The organism is Phyllobacterium sp. CCNWLW183 (assembly GCF_037203775.1).
Classification (GTDB): domain Bacteria; phylum Pseudomonadota; class Alphaproteobacteria; order Rhizobiales; family Rhizobiaceae; genus Phyllobacterium; species Phyllobacterium ifriqiyense.
On record NZ_JBBCBN010000009.1, the window covers coordinates 107,125 to 129,544 of the forward strand.

23 protein-coding genes and 2 tRNA genes are annotated in these 22,420 nt (G+C 52.3%); 18 read left to right on the plus strand and 7 right to left on the minus strand.

What is annotated here, in order from left to right:
* Positions 1–19 precede the first annotated feature (19 nt).
* Both rpsI and rplM read right to left on the minus strand, forming a co-directional pair.
* Entirely contained in the window at positions 20–496 is a 477-nt protein-coding gene (rpsI, locus tag V9K95_RS19780; protein ID WP_122084539.1) for a 30S ribosomal protein S9, read from the minus strand.
* Between the two features lie 2 nt (positions 497–498).
* Positions 499–963 (minus strand): 50S ribosomal protein L13, encoded by a 465-nt coding sequence (gene rplM, locus V9K95_RS19785; RefSeq protein WP_115051695.1) that lies wholly within the window; start codon positions 961–963, stop codon positions 499–501.
* 378 nt (positions 964–1,341) lie between these two features.
* Between rplM and V9K95_RS19790 the strand changes: the two genes are divergently transcribed.
* Together V9K95_RS19790 and V9K95_RS19795 are read left to right on the plus strand one after the other, a co-directional pair.
* Positions 1,342–1,479, plus strand: a complete 138-nt coding sequence (locus V9K95_RS19790) for a type II toxin-antitoxin system RelE/ParE family toxin (protein WP_336441873.1) — start codon at positions 1,342–1,344, stop codon at positions 1,477–1,479.
* A gap of 68 nt (positions 1,480–1,547) precedes the next feature.
* Positions 1,548–1,835, plus strand: a complete 288-nt coding sequence (locus V9K95_RS19795) for a HigA family addiction module antitoxin (RefSeq protein ID WP_115051694.1) — start codon at positions 1,548–1,550, stop codon at positions 1,833–1,835.
* 58 nt (positions 1,836–1,893) lie between these two features.
* Here the strand turns inward: V9K95_RS19795 and cysK are convergent, their stop codons facing one another.
* Positions 1,894–2,871 carry a cysteine synthase A gene (cysK, locus tag V9K95_RS19800; RefSeq protein WP_115051693.1) on the minus strand — a complete coding sequence of 326 codons (978 nt, stop codon included), beginning with the start codon at positions 2,869–2,871 and terminating at the stop codon, positions 1,894–1,896.
* Positions 2,872–3,011: 140 nt separating this feature from the next.
* Complete coding sequence (locus tag V9K95_RS19805) at positions 3,012–3,632, minus strand: LysE family translocator (protein ID WP_115052179.1); 621 nt, start codon at positions 3,630–3,632, stop codon at positions 3,012–3,014.
* 211 nt (positions 3,633–3,843) lie between these two features.
* Here V9K95_RS19805 and mbfA point away from each other — a divergent pair, with 211 nt between their 5' ends.
* Positions 3,844–4,827, plus strand: coding sequence for an iron exporter MbfA (gene mbfA / locus V9K95_RS19810; RefSeq protein WP_336441872.1), 984 nt, complete (start codon positions 3,844–3,846; stop codon positions 4,825–4,827).
* Positions 4,828–5,003: 176 nt separating this feature from the next.
* On the opposite strand, the gene V9K95_RS19815 is transcribed toward mbfA, so the two are convergent.
* Entirely contained in the window at positions 5,004–5,432 is a 429-nt protein-coding gene (locus V9K95_RS19815) for a PaaI family thioesterase (protein WP_115051691.1), read from the minus strand.
* A gap of 83 nt (positions 5,433–5,515) precedes the next feature.
* Here V9K95_RS19815 and V9K95_RS19820 point away from each other — a divergent pair, with 83 nt between their 5' ends.
* The 9 genes from V9K95_RS19820 (at position 5,516) to lon (ending at position 15,505) form a co-directional block, all read left to right on the plus strand.
* Positions 5,516–6,061, plus strand: coding sequence for a hypothetical protein (locus V9K95_RS19820; protein WP_336441871.1), 546 nt, complete (start codon positions 5,516–5,518; stop codon positions 6,059–6,061).
* A gap of 31 nt (positions 6,062–6,092) precedes the next feature.
* Positions 6,093–6,917, plus strand: a complete 825-nt coding sequence (locus V9K95_RS19825) for an enoyl-CoA hydratase (RefSeq protein WP_336441870.1) — start codon at positions 6,093–6,095, stop codon at positions 6,915–6,917.
* 5 nt (positions 6,918–6,922) lie between these two features.
* Positions 6,923–7,447 carry a CoA-binding protein gene (locus tag V9K95_RS19830; RefSeq protein WP_336441925.1) on the plus strand — a complete coding sequence of 175 codons (525 nt, stop codon included), beginning with the start codon at positions 6,923–6,925 and terminating at the stop codon, positions 7,445–7,447.
* 246 nt (positions 7,448–7,693) lie between these two features.
* On the plus strand, positions 7,694–8,977 hold the full coding sequence (locus V9K95_RS19835) for an O-acetylhomoserine aminocarboxypropyltransferase (protein ID WP_336441869.1): 1,284 nt from the start codon (positions 7,694–7,696) through the stop codon (positions 8,975–8,977).
* Between the two features lie 4 nt (positions 8,978–8,981).
* Positions 8,982–9,326 (plus strand): cupin domain-containing protein, encoded by a 345-nt coding sequence (locus V9K95_RS19840; protein WP_336441868.1) that lies wholly within the window; start codon positions 8,982–8,984, stop codon positions 9,324–9,326.
* Between the two features lie 56 nt (positions 9,327–9,382).
* Positions 9,383–10,486: an NAD(P)/FAD-dependent oxidoreductase gene (locus tag V9K95_RS19845; RefSeq protein WP_336441867.1), complete on the plus strand. Its 1,104-nt coding sequence runs from the start codon at positions 9,383–9,385 to the stop codon at positions 10,484–10,486.
* Positions 10,487–10,633: 147 nt separating this feature from the next.
* Positions 10,634–11,263: an ATP-dependent Clp protease proteolytic subunit gene (locus V9K95_RS19850; protein ID WP_115051684.1), complete on the plus strand. Its 630-nt coding sequence runs from the start codon at positions 10,634–10,636 to the stop codon at positions 11,261–11,263.
* Between the two features lie 217 nt (positions 11,264–11,480).
* Positions 11,481–12,755: an ATP-dependent Clp protease ATP-binding subunit ClpX gene (gene clpX / locus V9K95_RS19855; protein WP_008120789.1), complete on the plus strand. Its 1,275-nt coding sequence runs from the start codon at positions 11,481–11,483 to the stop codon at positions 12,753–12,755.
* Between the two features lie 329 nt (positions 12,756–13,084).
* Positions 13,085–15,505 carry an endopeptidase La gene (gene lon / locus V9K95_RS19860; protein WP_336441866.1) on the plus strand — a complete coding sequence of 807 codons (2,421 nt, stop codon included), beginning with the start codon at positions 13,085–13,087 and terminating at the stop codon, positions 15,503–15,505.
* A gap of 199 nt (positions 15,506–15,704) precedes the next feature.
* Here lon and V9K95_RS19865 read toward each other — a convergent pair.
* A tRNA-Val gene (locus V9K95_RS19865) sits at positions 15,705–15,780 on the minus strand.
* 188 nt (positions 15,781–15,968) lie between these two features.
* Here V9K95_RS19865 and V9K95_RS19870 point away from each other — a divergent pair.
* A tRNA-Asp gene (locus tag V9K95_RS19870) sits at positions 15,969–16,045 on the plus strand.
* Between the two features lie 149 nt (positions 16,046–16,194).
* On the opposite strand, the gene V9K95_RS19875 is transcribed toward V9K95_RS19870, so the two are convergent.
* Positions 16,195–17,103, minus strand: a complete 909-nt coding sequence (locus V9K95_RS19875; RefSeq protein WP_307284302.1) for a LysR family transcriptional regulator — start codon at positions 17,101–17,103, stop codon at positions 16,195–16,197.
* Between the two features lie 134 nt (positions 17,104–17,237).
* Between V9K95_RS19875 and V9K95_RS19880 the strand changes: the two genes are divergently transcribed.
* The 5 genes from V9K95_RS19880 (at position 17,238) to glpX (ending at position 22,408) form a co-directional block, all read left to right on the plus strand.
* The gene (locus V9K95_RS19880) at positions 17,238–18,011 is read left to right on the plus strand and encodes an SDR family oxidoreductase (RefSeq protein ID WP_307284305.1); all 774 of its coding nucleotides are present in this window, start codon (positions 17,238–17,240) and stop codon (positions 18,009–18,011) included.
* A gap of 264 nt (positions 18,012–18,275) precedes the next feature.
* Positions 18,276–18,458, plus strand: a complete 183-nt coding sequence (locus V9K95_RS19885) for a Flp family type IVb pilin (protein WP_307284307.1) — start codon at positions 18,276–18,278, stop codon at positions 18,456–18,458.
* Positions 18,459–18,642: 184 nt separating this feature from the next.
* Positions 18,643–19,860 carry an LL-diaminopimelate aminotransferase gene (locus V9K95_RS19890; RefSeq protein ID WP_115051679.1) on the plus strand — a complete coding sequence of 406 codons (1,218 nt, stop codon included), beginning with the start codon at positions 18,643–18,645 and terminating at the stop codon, positions 19,858–19,860.
* 72 nt (positions 19,861–19,932) lie between these two features.
* Positions 19,933–21,249 (plus strand): homoserine dehydrogenase, encoded by a 1,317-nt coding sequence (locus tag V9K95_RS19895; RefSeq protein ID WP_336441865.1) that lies wholly within the window; start codon positions 19,933–19,935, stop codon positions 21,247–21,249.
* Positions 21,250–21,418: 169 nt separating this feature from the next.
* Positions 21,419–22,408: a class II fructose-bisphosphatase gene (glpX, locus tag V9K95_RS19900; protein WP_115051677.1), complete on the plus strand. Its 990-nt coding sequence runs from the start codon at positions 21,419–21,421 to the stop codon at positions 22,406–22,408.
* Positions 22,409–22,420 lie beyond the last annotated feature (12 nt).

Genomic DNA, 22,420 nt, shown 5'->3' on the forward strand with positions numbered 1-22,420 from the left:
CTGTCCGTATAAAGCGATATTAGCGCTTCGAGAACTGGAACGAACGACGGGCTTTCGCCTTGCCGTACTTTTTGCGTTCTACAACGCGGCTGTCGCGTGTAAGGAAGCCGCCCTTTTTCAGAACGCCGCGCAGTGCAGGTTCGAAATAGGTGAGGGCCTTGGAAATGCCGTGACGAACAGCACCGGCCTGACCGGAAAGACCACCACCGGCAACGGTAGCGATGATGTCATACTGGCCAGCGCGGTTAGCAGCAACGATTGGCTGCTGCAGGATCATCTGCAGAACCGGACGAGCGAAATATGCGCCATATTCCTTGTCGTTGACAACGATCTTGCCGGAACCTGGCTTGATCCAGACGCGGGCAACCGCATCCTTACGCTTGCCGGTTGCATATGCACGGCCCTTGGCATCGAGCTTCTGGACATGAACAGGTGCAGCAGCCTGCGTCGATGCAGCAGCTGTACCGAGTTCTGCGAGCGAGTTGAGCTCAGCCATTCTTATGCGCTCCTTTTGTTCTTGGAATTCAGCGCGCCAACGTCGAGGACTTCAGGTGCCTGCGCTTCATGTGGGTGGTTGGAACCGGCATAAACGCGCAGGTTCTTCATCTGGCGACGGCCGAGCGGTCCACGTGGAACCATGCGCTCAACTGCCTTTTCGACAACACGCTCAGGAAAACGGCCGGAAAGCAGCTGACCAGCTGTACGTTCCTTGATGCCGCCTGGGTGGCCGGTGTGCCAGTAATAAATCTTGTCCGAAAGCTTCTTGCCTGTGAAGGCAACCTTGTCGGCATTGATGATGATGACATTGTCGCCATCGTCAACATGCGGGGTAAAGGTAGCTTTGTGCTTGCCGCGCAGGATGTTTGCGACGATGGTGGCGAGACGGCCGACGACGAGATCCGTCGCGTCGATCAGGATCCACTTTTTCGTCACATCTGCCGGCTTCTGTGTGAAGGTAGCCATTTGTGTTGTCCTTGAGATCATCCTTCATAAAAGAAGGCTTTTCTTGTTGCTTGGGTTGTGTGGATGGTTGAAATCCGCACAACAATGAAAAACGGCGGGAAGCCCCACCGCAGTCATGGGTCTCAATAAAGGCTCAAATGGAGAGCGTCAAGTCGTTAATTTCGACATATAATATAAATAAATAAGCAAAATCAATAGCTTGTAAGAAAGGTATTATATTACCACATCTTGGCGCATTGTTTTTGCAGCTTGCAACCAGACGTTGGTTGCAATATGTGATCTATTACATCACATTCGAGGAATGATCAGAAGTTTTCGCCATAAGGGACTTGAGGTTTTCTTTGAAACGGGTTCCGCCCGGGGATCAATGCTGCGCATGTGAAGCGATTGTCTCGAATACTGGCCTTTCTCGACCGCGCTTCCGTACCTGAGGATCTTTCTATTCCAGGCTGGAGACTTCACCGGCTTCAAGGGTCTCTGGAAGGTTTTTGGTCGATTTCCGTCAGTGGAAATTAGCGGATCATTTTCCGGTTTAATGATGTCGAACTCGTCGATTATCTGGATTATCATTGAGGAATAACGACATGGGACAGTTTAATCCCCCGCATCCCGGTCAAACCCTCCTGGAGGATGTTTTACCAGCGCTTGCCATATCGGTGACCGAGCTTGCGCGCAGGCTAGGGTTTGCGCGTGAAACCCTGTCCCGCATTATGCATGGTCATGCGCCCATAAGCCCAGACCTTGCTGTACGCTTGGAGCGTGCAGGTATTGGCAGGGCAAAGGTCTGGCTTGGCGTGCAGGCTGATTACGATTTATGGCAAGCGGAGCATCGTGAGCAACCGCCTATCGAACGTTTCGCCAATCTGTCGTAGTTAAAGCGGCACCCCTAAAGTTCGCCAACCTCTCCCTTTAGGGAGTGATTGGTGGTTTTCATGAGCCATCCAATCCGTCAAATAGTGCTGTTGAAAGATAGCGTTCGGCAAAGGAGGGGATGATCACAACGATATTCTTGCCCTTGTTTTCCGGGCGCTTGCCAACCTCGATCGCTGCTGTCAGCGCCGCGCCTGAGGAAATGCCGACGGGCACGCCTTCAATACGCGCGACCAGTCTTGCATTGGCAAAGGAATCCTCATTGGAAACCTGGACCACCTCATCGTAAATATGTGTGTCGAGCACGCTCGGCGCAAAACCGGCGCCGATTCCTTGAATCTTGTGCGGTCCGGGATTGCCGCCTGAAAGCACGGGCGAATCTCTGGGTTCGACTGCAATGATCTGCACACTTGGTTTACGCTGCTTCAGCACCTGACCGACGCCGGTGATCGTGCCGCCCGTGCCGATGCCGGAAATGAGAATATCGACCGCACCGTCCGTATCGTTCCAGATTTCCTCGGCTGTCGTCTTGCGATGAATTTCAGGATTGGCCGGATTGTCGAACTGGCCGGGAATGATTGCGCCCGGCGTGGTTTCAACGAGTTCATTGGCTTTGGCGATAGCGCCCTTCATGCCCTTTGCGCCTTCCGTTAGCACCAATTCGGCACCAAGCAGCTTGAGCATCTTGCGGCGCTCGACGGACATGGTTTCCGGCATGGTAAGGATAAGGCGATAGCCCTTTGCTGCGGCGGCAAAGGCGAGTGCAATGCCTGTATTGCCGGATGTCGGTTCCACAAAAACCGTCTTTCCCGGCACAGCTTTGCCCTGATCTTCCAATGATTGGATCAGCGCAACACCGATACGATCCTTGACGCTGGAAATCGGATTGAAAAATTCAAGCTTAGCCAGAAGATTTGCAACGACGCCGTTTTCCTTGGCGAACTTGTCGAGACGCACAAGCGGCGTGTCGCCAATAGTATCGACAATAGAGTTGTAGATACGGCCACGGCCCGGCTTGCGTAGCGTGTCGCTGCTCATGATATTCTCCCGAATTGAAATTGTTCTGGCCGCGATCTTATGGCTCTTGGCAGAAAATTCATAGTCGGGTACGTGCACAAAGGCGGGGAGAAATGGAAAATTAAACTAATAATCCATTCCTGTTAGAATATGAATCCAAGTCAGCCAGCGCGACCAGCGATAGCCAATGCCGCCCCAGCCATAAAAGCGGCTGCTGTACGATTAAGACGCTTGAGAGCGCGGGGAGAGGCGAGCAGACCGCGTGCCTTGGCGGCCAGCGCAAGATAGGGCACGAGCACAATCATCAGCACAATCACCGTTAAGACAGCGAGAATGGAATAGTCAGCCAGAGTAATGGATTTCAGATCAACCAGCGTCGGTGTCAGCGCGATGTAGAAAAGCATGGTTTTTGGATTGCCTAGTGTCAGCGTCAGTCCAGCTAGAATAGCTGAAATATTGCCGCTGCGGCTTTTACTCGCTTCGATTCTCTCGGTCGAAATGCCAGTCGTCCACAGCTTCCAGGCCAGATAGGTGAGGTAGGCAACACCAGCCCATTTTATAATCAGGAACAACGTACCGAACGTTTGCGCCACAACTGCAAGGCCCAGTACGACCGCGGTAAGATAGGTAAGATCACCAAGGACAAGCCCGATGGACATGAACAGGGAAGAGCGGAAGCCAGAGCCCAGCGCGCGGGCGACAAGGGCAGTTACACCCGGTCCAGGAATGGCTGCGGCAATAGCGAGTGCGCCCGAATAGGCGATAAAACCTGTAAGTGTCATGATGAAATCCGGCACTGGTAATTGAATGGGGCGCAACATACTCCCGCGCCTGCACCGTGTCTATCGGGCCTTTTCAACAGTGTTTATCAATTTTATTGATGGTTGTGGTCAAGTTAATCGGCACACTGCGGTTGTACGGCTACCCAACTCTTACCTTGAAATTTTTGATCAAACGCTCTAGTTTAGAATTATTCTAATTTAGGAATATCCCATGTTCAGCCGTTTTTTTGGTCACCGCCGTTACGACCTTGCTTCCTTGTCGGAACAGCAGATTTTAGCCCTCGCCATTTCCTCCGAAGAGGATGATGCGCGCATCTATCTCGCCTATGCGGATGGTTTACGGGAGGATTTTCCGCAAAGCGCCAAGGTGTTTGAAGACATGGCGGAGGAGGAGAACAGCCATCGCCAGGCGCTGATTGATCTTCACGTTGAGCGGTTCGGCAACCGCATTCCTTTGATCCGCCGCGAACATGTGCGCGGCTATATCGAGCGTAAACCTGACTGGCTCGTGCGCCCACTCGGAATCGATAAGGTCCGTGAGATGGCGGAAAAAATGGAGGAGCAGGCCTATCGCTTCTATATGGAGTCGGTAAAACTCGTTAGCGATGCTTCAACCCGCAAGCTGCTTGGTGATCTGGCCGTCGCCGAAAAAGCCCATGAATCGTTGGCGCATCGCCTTGGCGTGCAACATACGCCGTACGATGTGCAGCAGGAAGAGAAGCAGACGGAGCGCCGCCAGTTTCTGTTGACCTATATCCAGCCTGGCCTGGCGGGTCTTATGGATGGTTCCGTTTCCACGCTCGCGCCAATTTTCGCAGCCGCCTTTGCAACGCAGGACACTTGGCAAACTTTTCTCGTCGGCCTGTCCGCATCGCTTGGTGCGGGTATTTCCATGGGCTTTACCGAGGCTGCGCATGATGATGGCAAGCTGTCCGGACGCGGGTCACCGCTCAAGCGGGGCCTTGCCAATGGTCTGATGACAACAATCGGCGGGCTCGGCCACGCCTTACCCTATCTGATCACCAATTTTTGGACCGCAACAACAATTGCCGCGCTGGTGGTTTTTGTCGAGCTTTGGGCGATTGCATTCATCCAGCACAAATATATGGAAACGCCCTTCTTCCGCGCTGCCATACAGGTTGTGCTTGGTGGCGGATTGGTGCTGGCGACAGGCATTTTGATCGGCAATGCCTGACGCTTATACGTTGGCATGAACGCTTTGCGTGCTTCGACAAGCTCAGCATGAGGGACGTGGATTGAGCGCATGGAGATGTTATTCCGTTGCGTGGAGGTAATGCAATCATTACCCCCACTCATGCTGAGCTTGTCGAAGCACGCAGAGAAGAAATGCAATCTGCTTTGCGGCGAATATCAGCTTCTTGGCGGGATGGAATAGGTTGCTGTTGCATGGGCAACCAGTTCGCTGCTGGCCCCGCTGGTAATGGCAATGTCCACCACGGCAAGACGCTTGCCAAGTTTTAAAAGCGTAGCTCTTGCCTCCAGGGGACCAATTTCAGGCTTGCGCAGGAAATTGATGTTCAGATTGGTTGTAACAGCCAGCGCGACAGGGCCGATTTGAGCAAGAATGGCCATATAGGCGGTAATGTCCGCCAATGCGAACAGGGTTGGCCCTGACACCGTGCCTCCGGGGCGCAAATGTTTCACAGTCGGCTCCAGACGCATCACAGCATAGCCAGCGCCGGCATCAACAACAGTGTAAGCAATGCCGTCTGCGTTAACCTGCGGAAACTCCTCTTCAAGAAACGCTGTCAGGGCTTTTGCGCTCATTAATGCAGCCATTATCGCTGTTCCCTTGCTGTTTTGTTTACACTTAGACTGTTACTATTGACGCTGCTTGGTCTTTACAAGGATGGGGCCGTTTTATGAAACCGCCAGGAATAGTTGTCACCTCTGTTTTGCTTACCGTTGGGTATGCGGGTTTTTTCGCCACGCGGCCCGCGCCGCCCTTGGCGCCTGTTATCGAACGCTACCAAATGCCGGATCGGGCCGTTGCTTTGAATGAAGAGATCGTGACGCGTTTCCTTTATGGCTATGCGCCAGTCGCCGCCGCACAGCGCGAACTTGATGAGGACGATGAAGTATCCGTCCGCACCGCTATACTTGACGCGAAGGCGCGGGAATTCGGCTTTGCCAGCTATGCCGATTGGCTCGATACAAACAACACGATCATGGTCACCTATCATTGGGCCACCCATCCACAACCCCAACAGGAAGTGGAAAAAGCTATCGCTTCGGTTCCCACAATGGTTGCTCTCTCGCCCGAGCAAAAAGCAGAAGCAATCAACGGCTTGAAAAGCGGTCTGGCCCAGATTCAAAATGCCAGACCGTCGCTGGACAACATCGTAATTGTAGAGCGTCATTTGCGCTCATTGAAGCCATTCTATAATCAGTGGGTACGGCAGCAATAAGCAACGAGGCCACATAAGTACGAGGAATGCCATGGGAGAAGTTCACGCCATCCGCAAGGAAGGGCAGGTTAGCCCTATTGTCGGTCATGAGCTGTTGGACGGCATATTGCGTCTGACATTGCAAAACGCTCCGGCCAACGCTTTGTCGATTGCGATGATGCAATTGCTATTGGAACACCTTCGATCGGCAAGAGAAGACAAGGCAGTTCGCGTTATCATTATCGATTCATCGCTGAAATTGTTTTCGGCAGGCCACGACCTCAAGGAATTGTCGAGCCATCGCTCCGACGAAGATCGTGGCCGTGCCTTTTTCGAACAAACCATGCGCTTATGCGCGAAATTGATGCAGGCTATCGTCAGCCATCCAAAACCTGTGATTGCTGGCGTTGACGGGCTTGCAACCGCCGCCGGATGTCAACTGGTTGCCTCTTGCGATCTGGCAGTTTGTTCAGACAAATCCACCTTCTGCACGCCGGGCGTAAATATCGGCCTTTTTTGCTCGACGCCGATGGTCGCGCTGTCGCGCAATGTGTCGCGCAAACAGGCTATGGAAATGCTGCTGACCGGCGAAACCATTGATGCTTCAACTGCGCGCGAGTTTGGACTGGTAAACCGGGTTGTGCCACAGGAGTATCTGAATCAGATTGTCAGGAAATATGCTCAAGCCATTGCAGCCAAATCACCTTTGGTACTGAAAATCGGCAAGGAAGCATTCTACAAACAGGCAGAAATGGACCTTGCCAGCGCCTATGATTACACGGCGCAGGTTATGGTTGAAAATATGCTGGCCCGGGATGCCGAAGAGGGCATCGGTGCCTTTATGGAAAAACGCAAACCCGAATGGACGGGCGAGTGAGCGGCATGGATCACGACCACTACCCCGACGATTATATTCGCGGCATTCTCTCGTCTGTTAAAATTATCGCCATGGTTGGCGCTTCGGCCAATGAGGTGAGGCCGAGTTTCTTTGTGATGAAATATCTCCTTGCAAAAGGCTATCAGGTTATCCCCGTCAATCCGGGACAAGCCGGGAAAAACATTCTCGGGCAACTGACTTATGCACGTTTGGCGGATATTCCGGAGCCCATTGATATGGTCGATGTGTTTCGCGCTTCCGATGCTGTCCCTGCCATTGTCGATGAAGTTCTGGCGCTCAACCCTTTGCCGAAAGTCATCTGGACACAACTTACGGTACGCAATGACGAGGCTGCGCGAAAAGCGGAGGCGGCGGGAATTCAGGTGGTCATGAACCGCTGCCCGAAAATTGAATATGCGCGTCTTTGTGGCGAAATCGGATGGAGCGGAGTGAACTCGCGGGTTCTTTCTTCCAAAAAGCCAATTCTTGGAAAAGGCTTTCAGAGTTTCGGATTGAACCGTCTGAAGTAAGCCGAGGCTTGAATCAAATTCATCGATATTCGGTCCGCATTTCAACGAAACCACACCAATTTCCTGCAAAGCACAGCAATCTTACCCAAAAACTGCCGAAAATTGCTCAAAATTTGAAATCTGAAGATGCAATTTAGTTGTGGCCGGTTGAGTCTGGTAAACTTTGCCGATTGAAAAATCTTTCCTTGGCGGGGGCTCGACTATCCCCTAGCTTGCCTCCATCACTTGCTTTGGAGGAATTGGAATATGGCAAATCGTGCACCCGGAATTGAAACATTGGCAGTTCACGCCGGAGCACAGCCAGACCCGGCGACCGGGGCGCGGGCAACTCCAATCTACCAGACGACCGCGTTCGTCTTCGACGATGCCGACCATGCGGCTTCTCTTTTTGGTCTCAAGGCTTTCGGCAACATTTATACGAGAATTACCAATCCAACCAATGCCGTACTGGAAGAACGTGTTGCAGCGCTTGAAGGTGGTACGGCCGCATTGGCGGTTGCATCAGGTCATGCTGCACAGCTTCTGGTGTTTCATACGTTGATGCAGCCTGGCGATAATTTTGTCGCTTCCAACAAGCTTTATGGCGGTTCGATCAATCAATTCGGCCAGTCGTTCAAATCTTTTGACTGGCGTGTTCGCTGGGCTGACGGCACTGATCCCACGGCTTTTGAAGCGCAGATCGATGAACGCACCAGAGCCATTTTCATCGAGAGCATTGCCAACCCCGGCGGTATCATTTCTGATATCTCTGCCATTGCGGAAATTGCCCATAGGCATGGGATTCCGCTCATTGTGGATAACACTTTGGCATCACCCTATCTCATCCGGCCAATCGAGCATGGTGCTGATATTGTTATACATTCTGCTACGAAATTTCTGGGCGGCCATGGCAATTCCATGGGCGGGATCATTGTCGATGGCGGCACGTTTGACTGGTCGAAATCGGGCAATTACCCGCTGCTTTCCGAGCCTCGTTCGGAATATAACGGCATTGTTCTCCACGAAACTTTTGGCAATTTTGCCTTTGCCATTGCAGCGCGCGTTCTTGGTCTTCGCGATCTTGGCCCGGCTCTTTCGCCCTTCAATGCATTCCTGATTGCCACCGGTATCGAGACCTTGCCGCTGCGTATGCAGCGTCATGTGGACAATACCCTCGAAGTTGCGAAGTGGTTGAAATCTCACGCGAAAGTCAGCTGGGTCAGCTATGCTGGTCTCCCGGACGATCTCTATAATGCGCTTCAGAAGAAATACTCCCCTCACGGCGGTGGTGCTGTTTTTACATTCGGTCTGAAGGGCGGCTATGATGCTGGTGTGAAGCTCGTTGAAAACCTTGAGCTTTTTTCCCATCTGGCAAATATCGGCGATACCAAGTCACTGGTTATTCATCCGGCTTCAACCACCCACCGTCAGTTAGGTGATGCGCAGAAGATTGCTGCCGGTGCGGGCCCTGATGTTGTGCGCCTGTCTATTGGCATTGAGAACGTCACCGATATTATTGCTGACCTCGATCAGGCCTTGGCGAAAGTGTAAGCCTATGACAAACCTAGTGAAAATAGACTTTGGCGATATTGATCCGGAACATGGAGCACCCAATCCAGACCGCATTATTGCCGGAGACCCGCAATTCCGGACTTGGAACTGTGACGAATCTGATGGCGGCATCTATGCCGGAATCTGGGAAGCAACGCCCGGTAAATGGCGCATTGCTTATGATGAATGGGAGTATTGCCACATCCTTTCGGGCCGCTCAATTATTACCGAGGATGGTGGGGACGAGCGTCATATTCAGGCTGGTGACAGTTTCGTGTTGCGTCCGGGTTTTCGCGGAACATGGGAAGTGATCAAAACCACAAGAAAAGAATATGTGATAAGACTTTGACGAATGATGACATGTTCGTTAGCCTCGCAGAAGGTCAGTAAAAACAGAGTCTTATCATGAAAATCATTATTGTTGGGGCTGGTATTGGCGGCCTGTCTTCAGCTTGGTCGTTGACGAAGGCGGGGCATTCCGTCACGCTTATCGAACAGGGAGCCATTCCCAATCCACTGGCAGCTTCAGGCGATCATCACCGTATCATAAGACGCGCCTACGGTGCTGCGGGTGGATATGCCAATGCTATCTCCGAAGCTTATGAGGCATGGGGGGAACTTTGGGCGGACATTGGTGCTGTTCATCTGGATTCGCGTGGTTTTATCGCTGTATCGCGCGAGGCTGGAGACGAAGCGGACGAATATCGGGAAGGCCTCGAGAATGGTGGCTATCCCCTTGAAATTTATGATTCTGTTGAAGCCCTAAAGCGCTATCCATACCTTGAAGAAGGAAGCTTTCGATATGCGTTCTTCTCGCCGGAAGGTGGTGCTTTGCATTGTAAGAAAATTGCGACCGATATGCTGCGCTGGCTGCGCGAAAATGGTGCAGAAGTCCTTGAAAATACCCAAGTTATTGCCGTCGATACTGAAAATGGTTCGGTTACCATTGCTGATGGCACAAAGTTGACGGCGGACAAGGTCGTCGTGACTGCCGGCGCTTGGGTTACAAAGCTTTTTCCGGACATCACTAAAGATTTGACAACCTATCGCACTGCCGTTGTTTATCTCGATCCACCGGCAGATTTGAAGGCCGCATGGGATGCGTCACCTGTGGTTCTTGATGTGGGTGGGCGTACAGACGGCTATATTCTCCCGCCTAGCGGTGGCGGTGGTTTGAAGTTTGGTTCCGGCCTCCACAAGCGCAAAACACCCAGTGCCGATCTTGATCGCGTCCCGGTCGAGGGGGAAGGTGAAACCATCCGCGATCTTTTCGCTCCACCTTTAAAGCGCATCAACGAATATCGCGTCACGAATGTTGTGACTTGCGCTTATACTTTCACCTCCGATGAACGTTTTTTTGCGACAGAAATGGGTAAATGCATCATCGTCTCGGCCTGTTCGGGCCATGGGTATAAATTTGGCGCTGCCGTTGGCCGCCGTGTCGCACGAACCGTCGAAAACGGTGATGTTCCGCTATTAAAGCGTTGGCTGAGGGCAGAGACTTATTAATCTCGGGCCATTCACCTTCATATTGAACCGGCATCCTGACGCGAACATCTTGCGGAAACGGGTGCCAACACCCTATGTAACGAATCCTTGTTCCACGAATCTGAGGCGCTTCCAGCCTCATATTCTCTTAAAAGCTGAGGCCCACCGATGAGAGATCCAATCGAAACAGCTATGAATCTTGTTCCAATGGTCGTCGAGCAGACCAATCGGGGCGAGCGGGCCTATGATATATTTTCGCGCCTGCTGAAAGAACGCATTATTTTCATTACCGGACCAATCGAAGATGGAATGGCGACGCTGATCTGCGCGCAGTTGCTGTTCCTTGAGTCGGAAAATCCGAAAAAAGAAATTAATCTGTACATCAACTCGCCTGGCGGTGTGGTAACATCGGGCATGGCGATTTACGATACGATGCAGTTCATTCGTCCTGCCGTATCAACCCTTTGTTTCGGTCAGGCCGCATCGATGGGTTCGCTGCTGCTGACTGCTGGCGAAAAAGATATGCGTTTCGTCCTCCCAAATGCCCGCATCATGCTTCATCAGCCATCGGGCGGCTTCCAGGGGCAGGCTTCCGATATTGAGCGTCACGCGCAGGATATCATCAAGATGAAGCGCCGCCTCAACGAGATTTATGTTAAACATACAGGCCAGGATTACGAGACAATCGAGCGTACTCTGGACCGCGATCACTTTATGACGGCACAGGAATCACTTGATTTCGGATTGGTCGACAAGATGTTTGAATCGCGTGCTGCGGTCGAAGGCGACGCAAAGTAACCGGCTAAATTGCCCGCATGGGTCGAAAATGAACTTTTTTTGACCCATGTGGGGACTTTCTGCCACATAAGCGGCTTGCATAGAGACGAGCAGACGCTACGTTAAGTTATTGGTGAGTTTGCAGAGCTTATTCTACCAATAATTGATCGAATCACTTCCAACTAACGGAAGTGGCGGCCCCCGCAAGAGGAGGGGCCGATACTGAAAGGAAACTGCAATGAGCAAAGTCAGCAACGGCGGCGGCGATTCAAAGAATACGCTTTATTGCTCGTTTTGCGGGAAGAGCCAGCACGAAGTTCGCAAGTTGATTGCGGGCCCGACTGTTTTCATCTGTGATGAATGCGTCGAATTGTGCATGGACATCATCCGCGAGGAAAACAAATCCTCGATGGTGAAATCTCGTGAAGGCGTCCCGACGCCGCAGGAAATCATGGCTGTTCTGGATGATTATGTCATTGGCCAGAACCATGCCAAGCGTGTTCTATCTGTCGCGGTCCATAACCACTACAAGCGGTTGGCCCACGCATCGAAAAACAATGAAGTCGAATTGGCGAAGTCCAACATTCTTTTGGTTGGTCCAACTGGTTGCGGCAAAACCTATCTGGCGCAATCGCTCGCCCGCATCATTGATGTGCCGTTTACGATGGCAGACGCGACGACGCTGACAGAAGCCGGCTATGTCGGTGAAGATGTTGAGAACATTATCCTGAAGCTGCTTCAGTCCGCCGACTACAATGTCGAACGGGCGCAGCGCGGTATTGTTTACATCGATGAAGTCGACAAGATCAGCCGCAAGTCGGACAATCCTTCGATCACGCGCGACGTATCGGGTGAGGGTGTTCAACAAGCTTTGTTGAAGATCATGGAAGGCACTGTCGCTTCCGTGCCGCCGCAGGGTGGTCGCAAACATCCCCAGCAGGAGTTCCTGCAGGTGGATACGACGAACATCCTCTTCATCTGTGGTGGTGCATTTGCCGGGCTCGACAAGATCATTTCCGCTCGTGGTGAAAAGACGTCGATTGGCTTCAGCGCGGCAGTCAAGGCACCGGATGATCGCCGTGTTGGCGCAATCTTCCGCGAACTTGAGCCGGAAGATCTGCTGAAATTTGGTCTTATCCCCGAATTTGTTGGTCGTCTGCCTGTTATCGCAACGTTGGAGGATCTCGACGAGGTCGCTCTGGTGCAGATTTTGTCCGAACCAAAGAACGCCTTGGTAAAGCAATATCAGCGTCTGTTCGACATGGAGAATGTCGAGCTGACCTTCCATGAGGATGCATTGAAGGCAATTGCAAAGCGCGCGATCGCCCGCAAGACCGGTGCTCGCGGCTTGCGCTCGATCATGGAGAAAATCCTGCTTGATACGATGTACGAACTGCCGACCTTGGATGGCGTTCAGGAAGTCGTCATCTCGGGCGACGTGGTAGAGGGCAATTCACGTCCGCTCTATATCTATGCTGAACGCAAGGAAGAAAAAGGCAATGTTTCCGCGTAATCCTTCGGAAATAGCGCAAAATAACGAGGAGCTCCGCGTTGTGCGGAGCTTTTCTGTTTTCAAAGCTGTGTACGGCGTCGCAAAAGATTGCGCTCCACCCATCCGGAGCGCAGGATAGATTACGATTCTGTGAAGACGCTTGGAGCCCGGTGACTTGAAACAGGAGGGTTGCCACTCCAAGTAATAGGTAAGCCGCATAACTGGTAGTACGCCGCTCTAGCATGGCTCCGGGATTGGAGTTTTCTCCCATCCATTTTCGGAAATTCATGCAACCAAAAGGGTGCCCGGACGCGGTGATCTGACCGAATGGTCTGAGAAAGGACATTGAAATGACGGTTGCAAGCAAGAAGACTCCGGCGGGTGGCGAGAACGGGCTTTATGCCGTTTTGCCGTTGCGCGATATCGTTGTCTTCCCTCACATGATCGTCCCGCTCTTCGTTGGACGCGAAAAGTCAATTCGCGCCCTTGAAGAAGTAATGGGCGTCGACAAGCAGATACTGCTTGCCACACAAAAAAACGCGGCGGATGACGATCCCCAAGCCGACGCAATCTACACAGTGGGCACAATCGCTAATGTCTTGCAATTGCTGAAATTGCCAGACGGAACGGTGAAAGTGCTTGTCGAAGGCATTGCGCGCGCTGAAATTACGAGTTTCAACGATCGTACCGACTATCACGAAGCCAATGCAACAACGCTGGCTGAACCGGAGGAAGATCCGGTTGAGGTCGAGGCGCTTGCCCGCTCGGTGGTGTCGGATTTTGAGAATTACGTAAAGCTCAATAAGAAGATTTCGCCTGAAGTTGTTGGTGCTGCGGGTCAGATCGAGGACTACTCGAAGCTGGCGGATACCGTTGCATCGCATCTGGCAATCAAGATTCCTGAGAAGCAGGATATGCTGTCCATTCTGTCCGTGCGTGCACGGCTGGAAAAGGCGATGTCGTTCATGGAATCCGAAATTTCGGTTCTTCAGGTGGAAAAGCGTATCCGCTCGCGCGTTAAGCGCCAGATGGAAAAGACCCAGCGCGAATACTATCTGAACGAGCAGATGAAGGCCATTCAGAAGGAACTCGGTGACGGCGAAGATGGCCGTGACGAGGCCGCTGAACTGGAAGATCGCATCAAAAAGACGAAGCTTTCGAAAGAGGCCCGTGAAAAGGCCAATGCCGAGCTCAAGAAGCTGCGTCAGATGAGCCCGATGTCCGCTGAGGCGACGGTTGTTCGCAACTATCTCGACTGGTTGCTGTCCATTCCGTGGGGCAAAAAGTCGAAGGTCAAGAACGATCTCAACCTTGCCGATGAAGTGCTGGATGCCGAACATTATGGTTTGGATAAGGTTAAGGACCGAATTGTCGAGTATTTGGCGGTGCAGGCACGTTCGACCAAGATCAAGGGCCCTATCCTCTGCCTCGTTGGTCCTCCCGGCGTCGGCAAGACGTCACTGGCTCGTTCGATCGCCAAGGCAACTGGACGCGAATATGTCCGTATGTCACTGGGCGGCGTGCGTGACGAGGCCGAAATCCGCGGCCATCGCCGCACTTATATCGGCTCTATGCCCGGCAAGGTCATTCAGTCGATGAAGAAGGCGAAGAAGTCAAACCCGCTGTTCTTGCTCGACGAAATCGACAAGATGGGTCAGGATTTCCGCGGCGATCCGTCTTCCGCATTGCTCGAGGTGCTCGATCCGGAACAGAACTCAACCTTCATGGATCACTATCTTGAGGTCGAATATGATCTCTCGAACGTGATGTTTGTGACGACCGCTAATACGTTGAACATTCCGGGTCCTTTGATGGATCGTATGGAAATCATTCGTATTGCCGGCTACACCGAAGATGAGAAGCTGGAAATCGCCAAACGGCACCTGTTGCCCAAGGCAATTCGGGATCATGCGTTGCAGCCTAAGGAGTTCTCGGTCTCTGAGGATGCTATCCGCGCCATTATCCGCAGCTATACGCGGGAAGCCGGTGTACGTAGTCTTGAGCGCGAGTTGATGAAGCTTGCTCGTAAGGCGGTTACGGAAATTCTGAAGTCCAAGAAGAAATCGGTGAAGGTGACGGCAGCCAACATTGATGATTATCTTGGTGTCGAGAAGTTCCGCTTCGGCCAGATCGACGGTGAAGATCAGGTTGGTGTCGTTACTGGGCTTGCCTGGACTGAGGTGGGCGGCGAATTGCTGACCATTGAAGGTGTCATGATGCCCGGCAAGGGCCGCATGACCGTTACAGGTAATCTTCGTGATGTGATGAAGGAATCAATTTCGGCGGCGGCATCCTATGTCCGTTCGCGCGCCATTGATTTTGGAGTTGAGCCACCATTATTCGATCGCCGCGATATCCACGTGCATGTGCCGGAAGGTGCTACGCCTAAGGATGGACCATCGGCCGGTATTGCGATGGTGACTGCCATTGTGTCGATATTGACCGGTATTCCGGTTCGCAAAGATATCGCTATGACTGGTGAGATTACCTTGCGGGGCAGGGTGCTGCCTATCGGTGGGCTGAAAGAGAAACTGTTGGCTGCTCTGCGTGGTGGTATCAAGACGGTTCTGATTCCGGAGGAGAATGCCAAGGATCTGGCAGAGATTCCGGATAATGTGAAGAATGGCCTTGAGATCATACCTGTCTCACATGCCAATGAAGTTCTCAAACACGCCTTGATTCGCCAGCCGGAACCTATCGAGTGGACTGAACCCGCTCATGTTCCAACTCCAGCTGTCGAAGATGACGCCACTGCGCAGATCGCCCATTAGCATCTGACACGTTCAAAGATGGCCGGGTAAGCGATTACCCGGCCATTTTGATTCATAGCCCCTCTCTAAGCTTGATGCTTGCTGACGGTCTTGCTTCGCATTCCGGTAGATGATTGCTTCAAGAAGGCAGAATACTGCCAGAACACACATGCGATCAGGCCGGTAGGCCGTATGCAACATTTCTTATCTTGGAAAGGAATGGTGGGCGATGAGAGACTCGAACTCCCGACATCTTCGGTGTAAACGAAGCGCTCTACCAACTGAGCTAATCGCCCCTCACAGGGTGTGTTCCGGAGCGTTTAGGCGTTTCGAACGACATTGGCAAGAGGGGATGTAGCACTTTTATGAATTGTTTGAAGAGTTTTTCACAATCGCATTTTTCATGGCTACTTGCGCTTGACACTCTCCCGCGAACCCCTTAAACGACCGCTCACGCCGGACAAATTGTTCGGTACGAAAGTGCGCGGGTGTAGCTCAGTTGGTTAGAGTGCCGGCCTGTCACGCCGGAGGTCGCGGGTTCGAGCCCCGTCACTCGCGCCACTTTTCCCTTAGACAAATCAAATATTGTTTAACTACTGGAAAAGTGGCGGGCCCCGCCGCATTCGATACTTCCCGGACTTCTAAAACACCAATTTGAAAAATGGCTGATCGCGTGGCCGGCGTCGATTCCCGCTCGTGCTCAATATATTTTAGCTGGGCCGCAAGCAGTCTTGCTTTAGAAGCTCCTCAAGCCAATCCGCAAAAACCTTTAATCGCCGCGAGAGGTGTTGGCGATGGGGATAGAGCAAGGTCATGGGCATGGGAGCTGCTCGATATTCGGGTAAAACTTCGACAAGATCACCAGCGTTAATATGGGCACGGACATCATAGGCTGGTATCTGAATGAGTCCGAGGCTTGCTAAACAACAGGCTATGTAGGCCTCAGCGCTGTTTACGGTGACGCGGCTGGGCATTTGCAAAGCAAATTGCTCGCCATTTTCAGTCCATTCCCACTCCGTCGTACGCCCGGAGGACGGAGATGCGTAATTTACGGCCCAGTGAGAATGTAGTTCGGCTGGAGAATCAGGAATGCCAAACCGCTTCAGGTATTCCGGGGTTGCAACATTTATCAGCGGCAATGCGCCGATGGTCCGGCCTATCAAGCTTGAGTCTGAAAGCGGTCCAACGCGGAGCACACAATCGATATTATCTTCTACAAGATTAACCGCGCGATCCGTAACACCGAGATCAATGTGGATTTGTGGATATCGATCAAGAAAATCCGGAAGTGCAGGCGCGATAATCAATCGCCCAATCCGACCTGGCACATCGATTCTGAGCTTTCCCGACGGCTGAGCTGCTGTTTGCTTGAAAAGGTTTTCGGCGTCTTCTACGTCGGAAATGAGCCTTTGACAGCGATCATAGAAAACAGTGCCGTCCTGAGTAGGGGATACCTTGCGCGTGGTCCTATGGAGGAGGCGGGCGCCGACTCGTCCCTCAAGTTCTGCGATCGCCGCTGAAACCGAAGATCGCGGAACGCCGAGCGTGTCTGCCGCGCGTGTGAAGCTTGAGCATTCTACGACCCGAGAAAAGATACGGAAGAGGTCAATACGATCCAAATTGCTGTCGCCCCATTGTACGGAAATTCTGACAGGTGATGTCCAATTCTCCAGCTTTATCCAGAAAACCTAGCCTATATTCTGGTTACCTGAAAGCGCCCGCATGATGTGAGCGCACCAAAAGGAGCCGACACATGCCTGATCACGGGATCAAAGGAAAAACTATCATCATCGCAGGTGGCGCAAAGAACCTCGGTGGGTTGATCGCTCGCGATCTGGCTGCACATGGAGCCAAATCAATCGCTGTGCACTATAACAGCTTGGCGACGAAGACAGATGCGGAGGCAACCTTGGCTGCAATCAAGGCTGCGGGTTCGACAGGGGTGGCGTTTCAAGCCGACTTGACGACTGCAGGCGCCATGGAAAAGCTTTTCGATGATGTGGTCAATGCGATAGGACGTCCAGATATTGCTATTAACACCGTGGGCAAGGTGTTGAAGAAGCCTATCGCAGAGATTTCAGAATCTGAATATGACGAGATGAGCGCAGTTAATGCCAAGACCGCTTTTTTCTTCCTCAAGGAAGCAGGCAAAAATCTCAACGATAACGGAAAGATTTGTACGCTTGTCACTTCGCTGCTGGGAGCGTTTACGCCATTTTACGCAGCCTATGCGGGGACTAAGGCGCCCGTGGAGCATTTCACGCGGGCAGCCTCAAAGGAATTTGGTGAGCGAGGCATTTCGGTGACGGCGATTGGTCCAGGCCCAATGGACACGCCGTTTTTCTATCCCGCTGAAGGTGAAGATGCTGTCGCTTATCACAAAACGGCTGCTGCGCTCTCAAAGTTCTCCAAGACAGGACTCACCGACATTGAAGATATCGTGCCCTATATCCGCTTCATGGTGTCGGAGGGCTGGTGGATGACCGGACAGACTATTCTCGTAAATGGCGGCTATACGACGAAATAAAGCCCGCTTGGTTCCGGCGTATGCAGGCCGACCTGATAATTCCTCCGGAATCCGATGGATGCCGGAGGATTTGCCAAGCGCAACCATTTCAGCAGCGAATTTTAATTAGATTTAATCATGCGCGGTAAAGGCCGATTAAGCAATAAAATCAGATAGTTTTTGGTAACCATCTCCATTAATGCGTGCTCAATTCCTGTCACCCTATGTTCACGACGGTTCAACGAAACCAATTATATTTTAAAACCAGACAAACAGGACAGGCACATGACAACTCTCATCACACGTTTCCTCAAGGATGAATCCGGCGCGACTGCAATTGAGTACGGCCTCATCGCAGCTTTAATCTCCGTCGCCATCATCAGTGCGGCAACGACATTGGGTGGCAATATTTCTGCTACGTTCGGCAAAGTTTCCGAAAAGTTGGTTCCGGGCGCACCAGCTGAATAAAAATTAAAGATGAGGCGCGAGATTATCTGATATCCGGGGCTCAAAAAACCAGACCGCTGTCCAGTGGTCTGGTTTTTCGTTTGGTGTTATCAATACCCTCTCATCACAATGATCTCTCGACCGTGGTTCCGTTTAGGTGTATAGCGCACGCCCATTGCAGCTATTTTTAACCGGACCCAAAAATATGGAAGAATTTCATAAAGTTCGCCGCCTCCCGCCTTATGTTTTCGAGCAGGTTAATCGCCTGAAGGCCAGTGCGCGAGCCGCGGGTGCGGACATTGTTGATCTTGGTATGGGCAATCCCGATCTTCCAACCCCTCAGAGTGTTGTAGATAAGTTGTGCGAGGCTGTTCAGGACCCGCGCACGCATCGATATTCGTCATCAAAGGGTATTCCAGGTTTGCGCCGCGCACAGGCCGCCTACTATGAGCGCCGTTTCGGAGTAAAGCTTAATCCGGACACGCAAATCGTAGCGACCCTCGGCTCGAAGGAAGGTTTCGCAAATATGGCGCAAGCCATTACTGCGCCCGGTGATGTTGTTCTTTGCCCAGATCCCACTTATCCAATCCATGCATTCGGTTTCATCATGTCCGGCGGTGTTATTCGCTCGATTCCTGCAATGCCGGACGATCATTTCATCCCGGCTCTGGAACGCGGTATCCGCCATTCCATTCCAAAGCCGCTGGCATTGATCCTGAACTATCCGTCCAATCCTACGGCTCACGTTGCTTCGCTTGATTTCTACAAGGACGTGGTAGCTTTTGCCCGGAAGAACGAAATCATCATTCTTTCGGATTTGGCATATTCGGAAATTTACTTTGACGATGCGCCACCGCCATCCGTACTGCAGATTCCAGGCGCTATTGATGTCGCCGTTGAATTTACTTCGATGTCGAAGACATTTTCCATGCCCGGTTGGCGTATGGGATTCGCGGTTGGTAATGAGCGGCTGATTTCAGCGCTGACGCGGGTCAAATCATATCTCGATTATGGTGCTTTCACCCCTATTCAGGTCGCAGCCGCCGCTGCGCTGAACGGTGATGGCTCAGATATTGCTGAGGTTCGCGCCATCTACAAACATCGCCGCGATGTTCTGGTGGAAAGTTTCGGCCGCGCTGGTTGGCCCATACCAGCTCCTGCAGCGACAATGTTTGCTTGGGCACCAATACCGGAGAAGTTCCGCAGTCTTGGTTCGTTGGAGTTTTCCAAACTTCTGATTGAGCATGCGGATGTCGCCGTCGCGCCTGGTATCGGCTTTGGCGAACACGGGGATGATTACATCCGCATCGCGCTGGTGGAGAACGAGCATCGTATTCGTCAGGCTGCCCGTAATCTGAAGCGTTTCCTCAGCACCGCTGACGAAAAACTACATAATGTTATTCCGCTGAATGCGCGCCGTTAAGTTGGCGTAGACCGAAGCGGAATCAGCGGCGCTGTCTGGCGCCGCTTTAATGAAAATCCAAGGAAGTGAACGATGAGTGAAGCACTGCGCGTAGGAATCGCCGGATTGGGTACCGTTGGTGCCTCGGTTCTGAAAATTTTGCAGGACAAGGGTGAAATGCTCACCCGTCAGTGCGGGAAGCAGATTATCGTCACGGCAGTGTCAGCGCGTGATGCCAAGCGTGATCGTGGTGTGGATTTCTCAGCGGCGACCTGGTTCGATGATCCGGTTGAGCTGGCCAAATCGAATGAGATTGATGTTTTTATCGAGTTGATCGGCGGCGACGAGGGGCCGGCTCGGGCAGCTGTTGAAGCAGCCCTTAAATCGGGACGGCACGTCGTCACTGCAAACAAAGCGCTATTAGCAAAGCATGGTGTCTATCTCGCCAAGATCGCTGAAGAAAAAGGCGTGCTGTTAAACTTTGAAGCTGCCGTAGCAGGCGGTATCCCAGTCATTAAAGCGCTTCGCGAATCATTGACGGGCAATACGGTTTCGCGCGTTTACGGCATCATGAACGGCACCTGCAACTATATCCTTACAAGGATGTGGGACGAGGGTATCTCTTTTGAGGACTGTCTCGCCGATGCACAACGCCTTGGCTATGCGGAAGCTGATCCGACATTCGACATCGAAGGAAATGACACAGCACACAAGCTCGCAATCCTGACGAGCCTCGCGTTTGGAACGCAGATTGCAGCAGATGACATTTATCTGGAAGGTATCAGCAATATATCATTGGCAGATATCAAGGCTGCCGACGAACTTGGTTATCGCATCAAGTTGCTTGGCGTTGCGTTGAAGACTGAAAGCGGCATTGAACAGCGTGTGCATCCCACGATGGTGCCGGTTGAATCGGTTATCGCACAGGTCCACGGCGTTACCAACGCCGTCGCTATCGAAACAGATCTCCTGGGTGAACTGTTGCTATCCGGCCCTGGGGCTGGTGGAGCGGCAACGGCATCTGCGGTTATCGGCGATTTAGCTGATATCGCGAAAAGCCGACCTGGTTTTCAGCATGGCCCTGTTTTTGGCACACCTGCGAAAGCGCTAGCACCCTATAAGCGTGCTAAAATGCGTGCCCATGAGGGGGGGTATTTTATCCGCCTGACTGTCCATGACCGGGCAGGTGTGTTCGCTGCGATCGCAAAACGCATGGCAGATAATGATATTTCGCTTGAATCGATTGTGCAGCGGCAAAGTGCCAATAGCCAGGCAGAGGCGACCAAGACAGTCATTCTGGTAACGCACGAAACGACGGAAGCCGCGGTTAAAAAAGCTCTCGAAGGAATCGTCAAGGATGGTCACGCAACCGATAAACCCCAGATGATTCGTATTGAAAGAGCGGGTTAAAAACCGGCATAGTGCGTTTAATCGATTAGCTTTTTCGGCAAGTGGCTTTTCTTCGGCTCAAGCCCTTGCCGCGTGGTTGCGACTTTGACAAAAGATTTGCATAGCGATGCTACTAAAGCCGCATTGCTGATCTTGAAATGCGGCCATATCCACAAAAGCAGGAAAAACTATGCCGAAAACTTCCGACCAGACTGATGTAGGCCTCGATCGTATTTTGACCCTTGAGCTGGTTCGTGTAACCGAGCGTGCAGCCGTTGCCGCCGCTCGCCTGCGCGGGCGCGGTGATGAAATGGCAGCCGATCAGGCTGCTGTAGATGCAATGCGTCAGGAATTGAATCGCCTGCCCATCGCGGGAACTGTTGTTATCGGCGAAGGCGAGCGCGATGAAGCACCAATGCTGTACATTGGTGAGGAAGTTGGAACACGCAGTGGGCCTGAGGTTGATATTGCGCTCGATCCACTGGAAGGCACGACTATCTGCGCCAAGAACTTGCCAAATTCCCTGGCAGTTATCGCGATCGCCGAAAAAGGCAACCTGCTCTATGCACCGGATGTGTACATGGAGAAGATTGCCGTTGGACCGGGTTATCCAGCCGGAATCATCAATCTCGATGCGCCTGCCATTGAGAATATTATGGCAGTTGCCAAAGCGAAGGGCGTGCCCGTCAGTGAGATAACAGCCTGCATTATGGACCGTCCACGCCATGCACGTTTGATTGAGGAAGTCCGCGCCACGGGCGCTTCCATCCGTTTGATCGGCGATGGTGATGTCGCCGGCGTTATCCATACAACTGACCCCGACGAAACTGGCATTGATATTTATATTGGCATTGGTGGCGCGCCTGAAGGCGTTCTGGCCGCTGCGGCGCTTCGCTGCATTGGCGGGCAGATGCAAGGGCGGCTCCAACTCAACAGCGATGACAAAATCGCCCGGGCAGCCAAAATGGGCATCAGCGACCCCAAGAAAATCTATACGATGGAAGAAATGGCCAAAGGTGACGTGCTTTTTGCCGCAACCGGCGTGACCGATGGCAATATGCTTTCCGGCGTCAAGTTCGCCCGCGACTATATTCAGACCCACACGGTGGTGATGCGCTCACATTCTCAGACAGTTCGCGAAATCAAAGCGAAGCATCAGGATATGAGCAAGTTCCAATAATAGAATGAACTT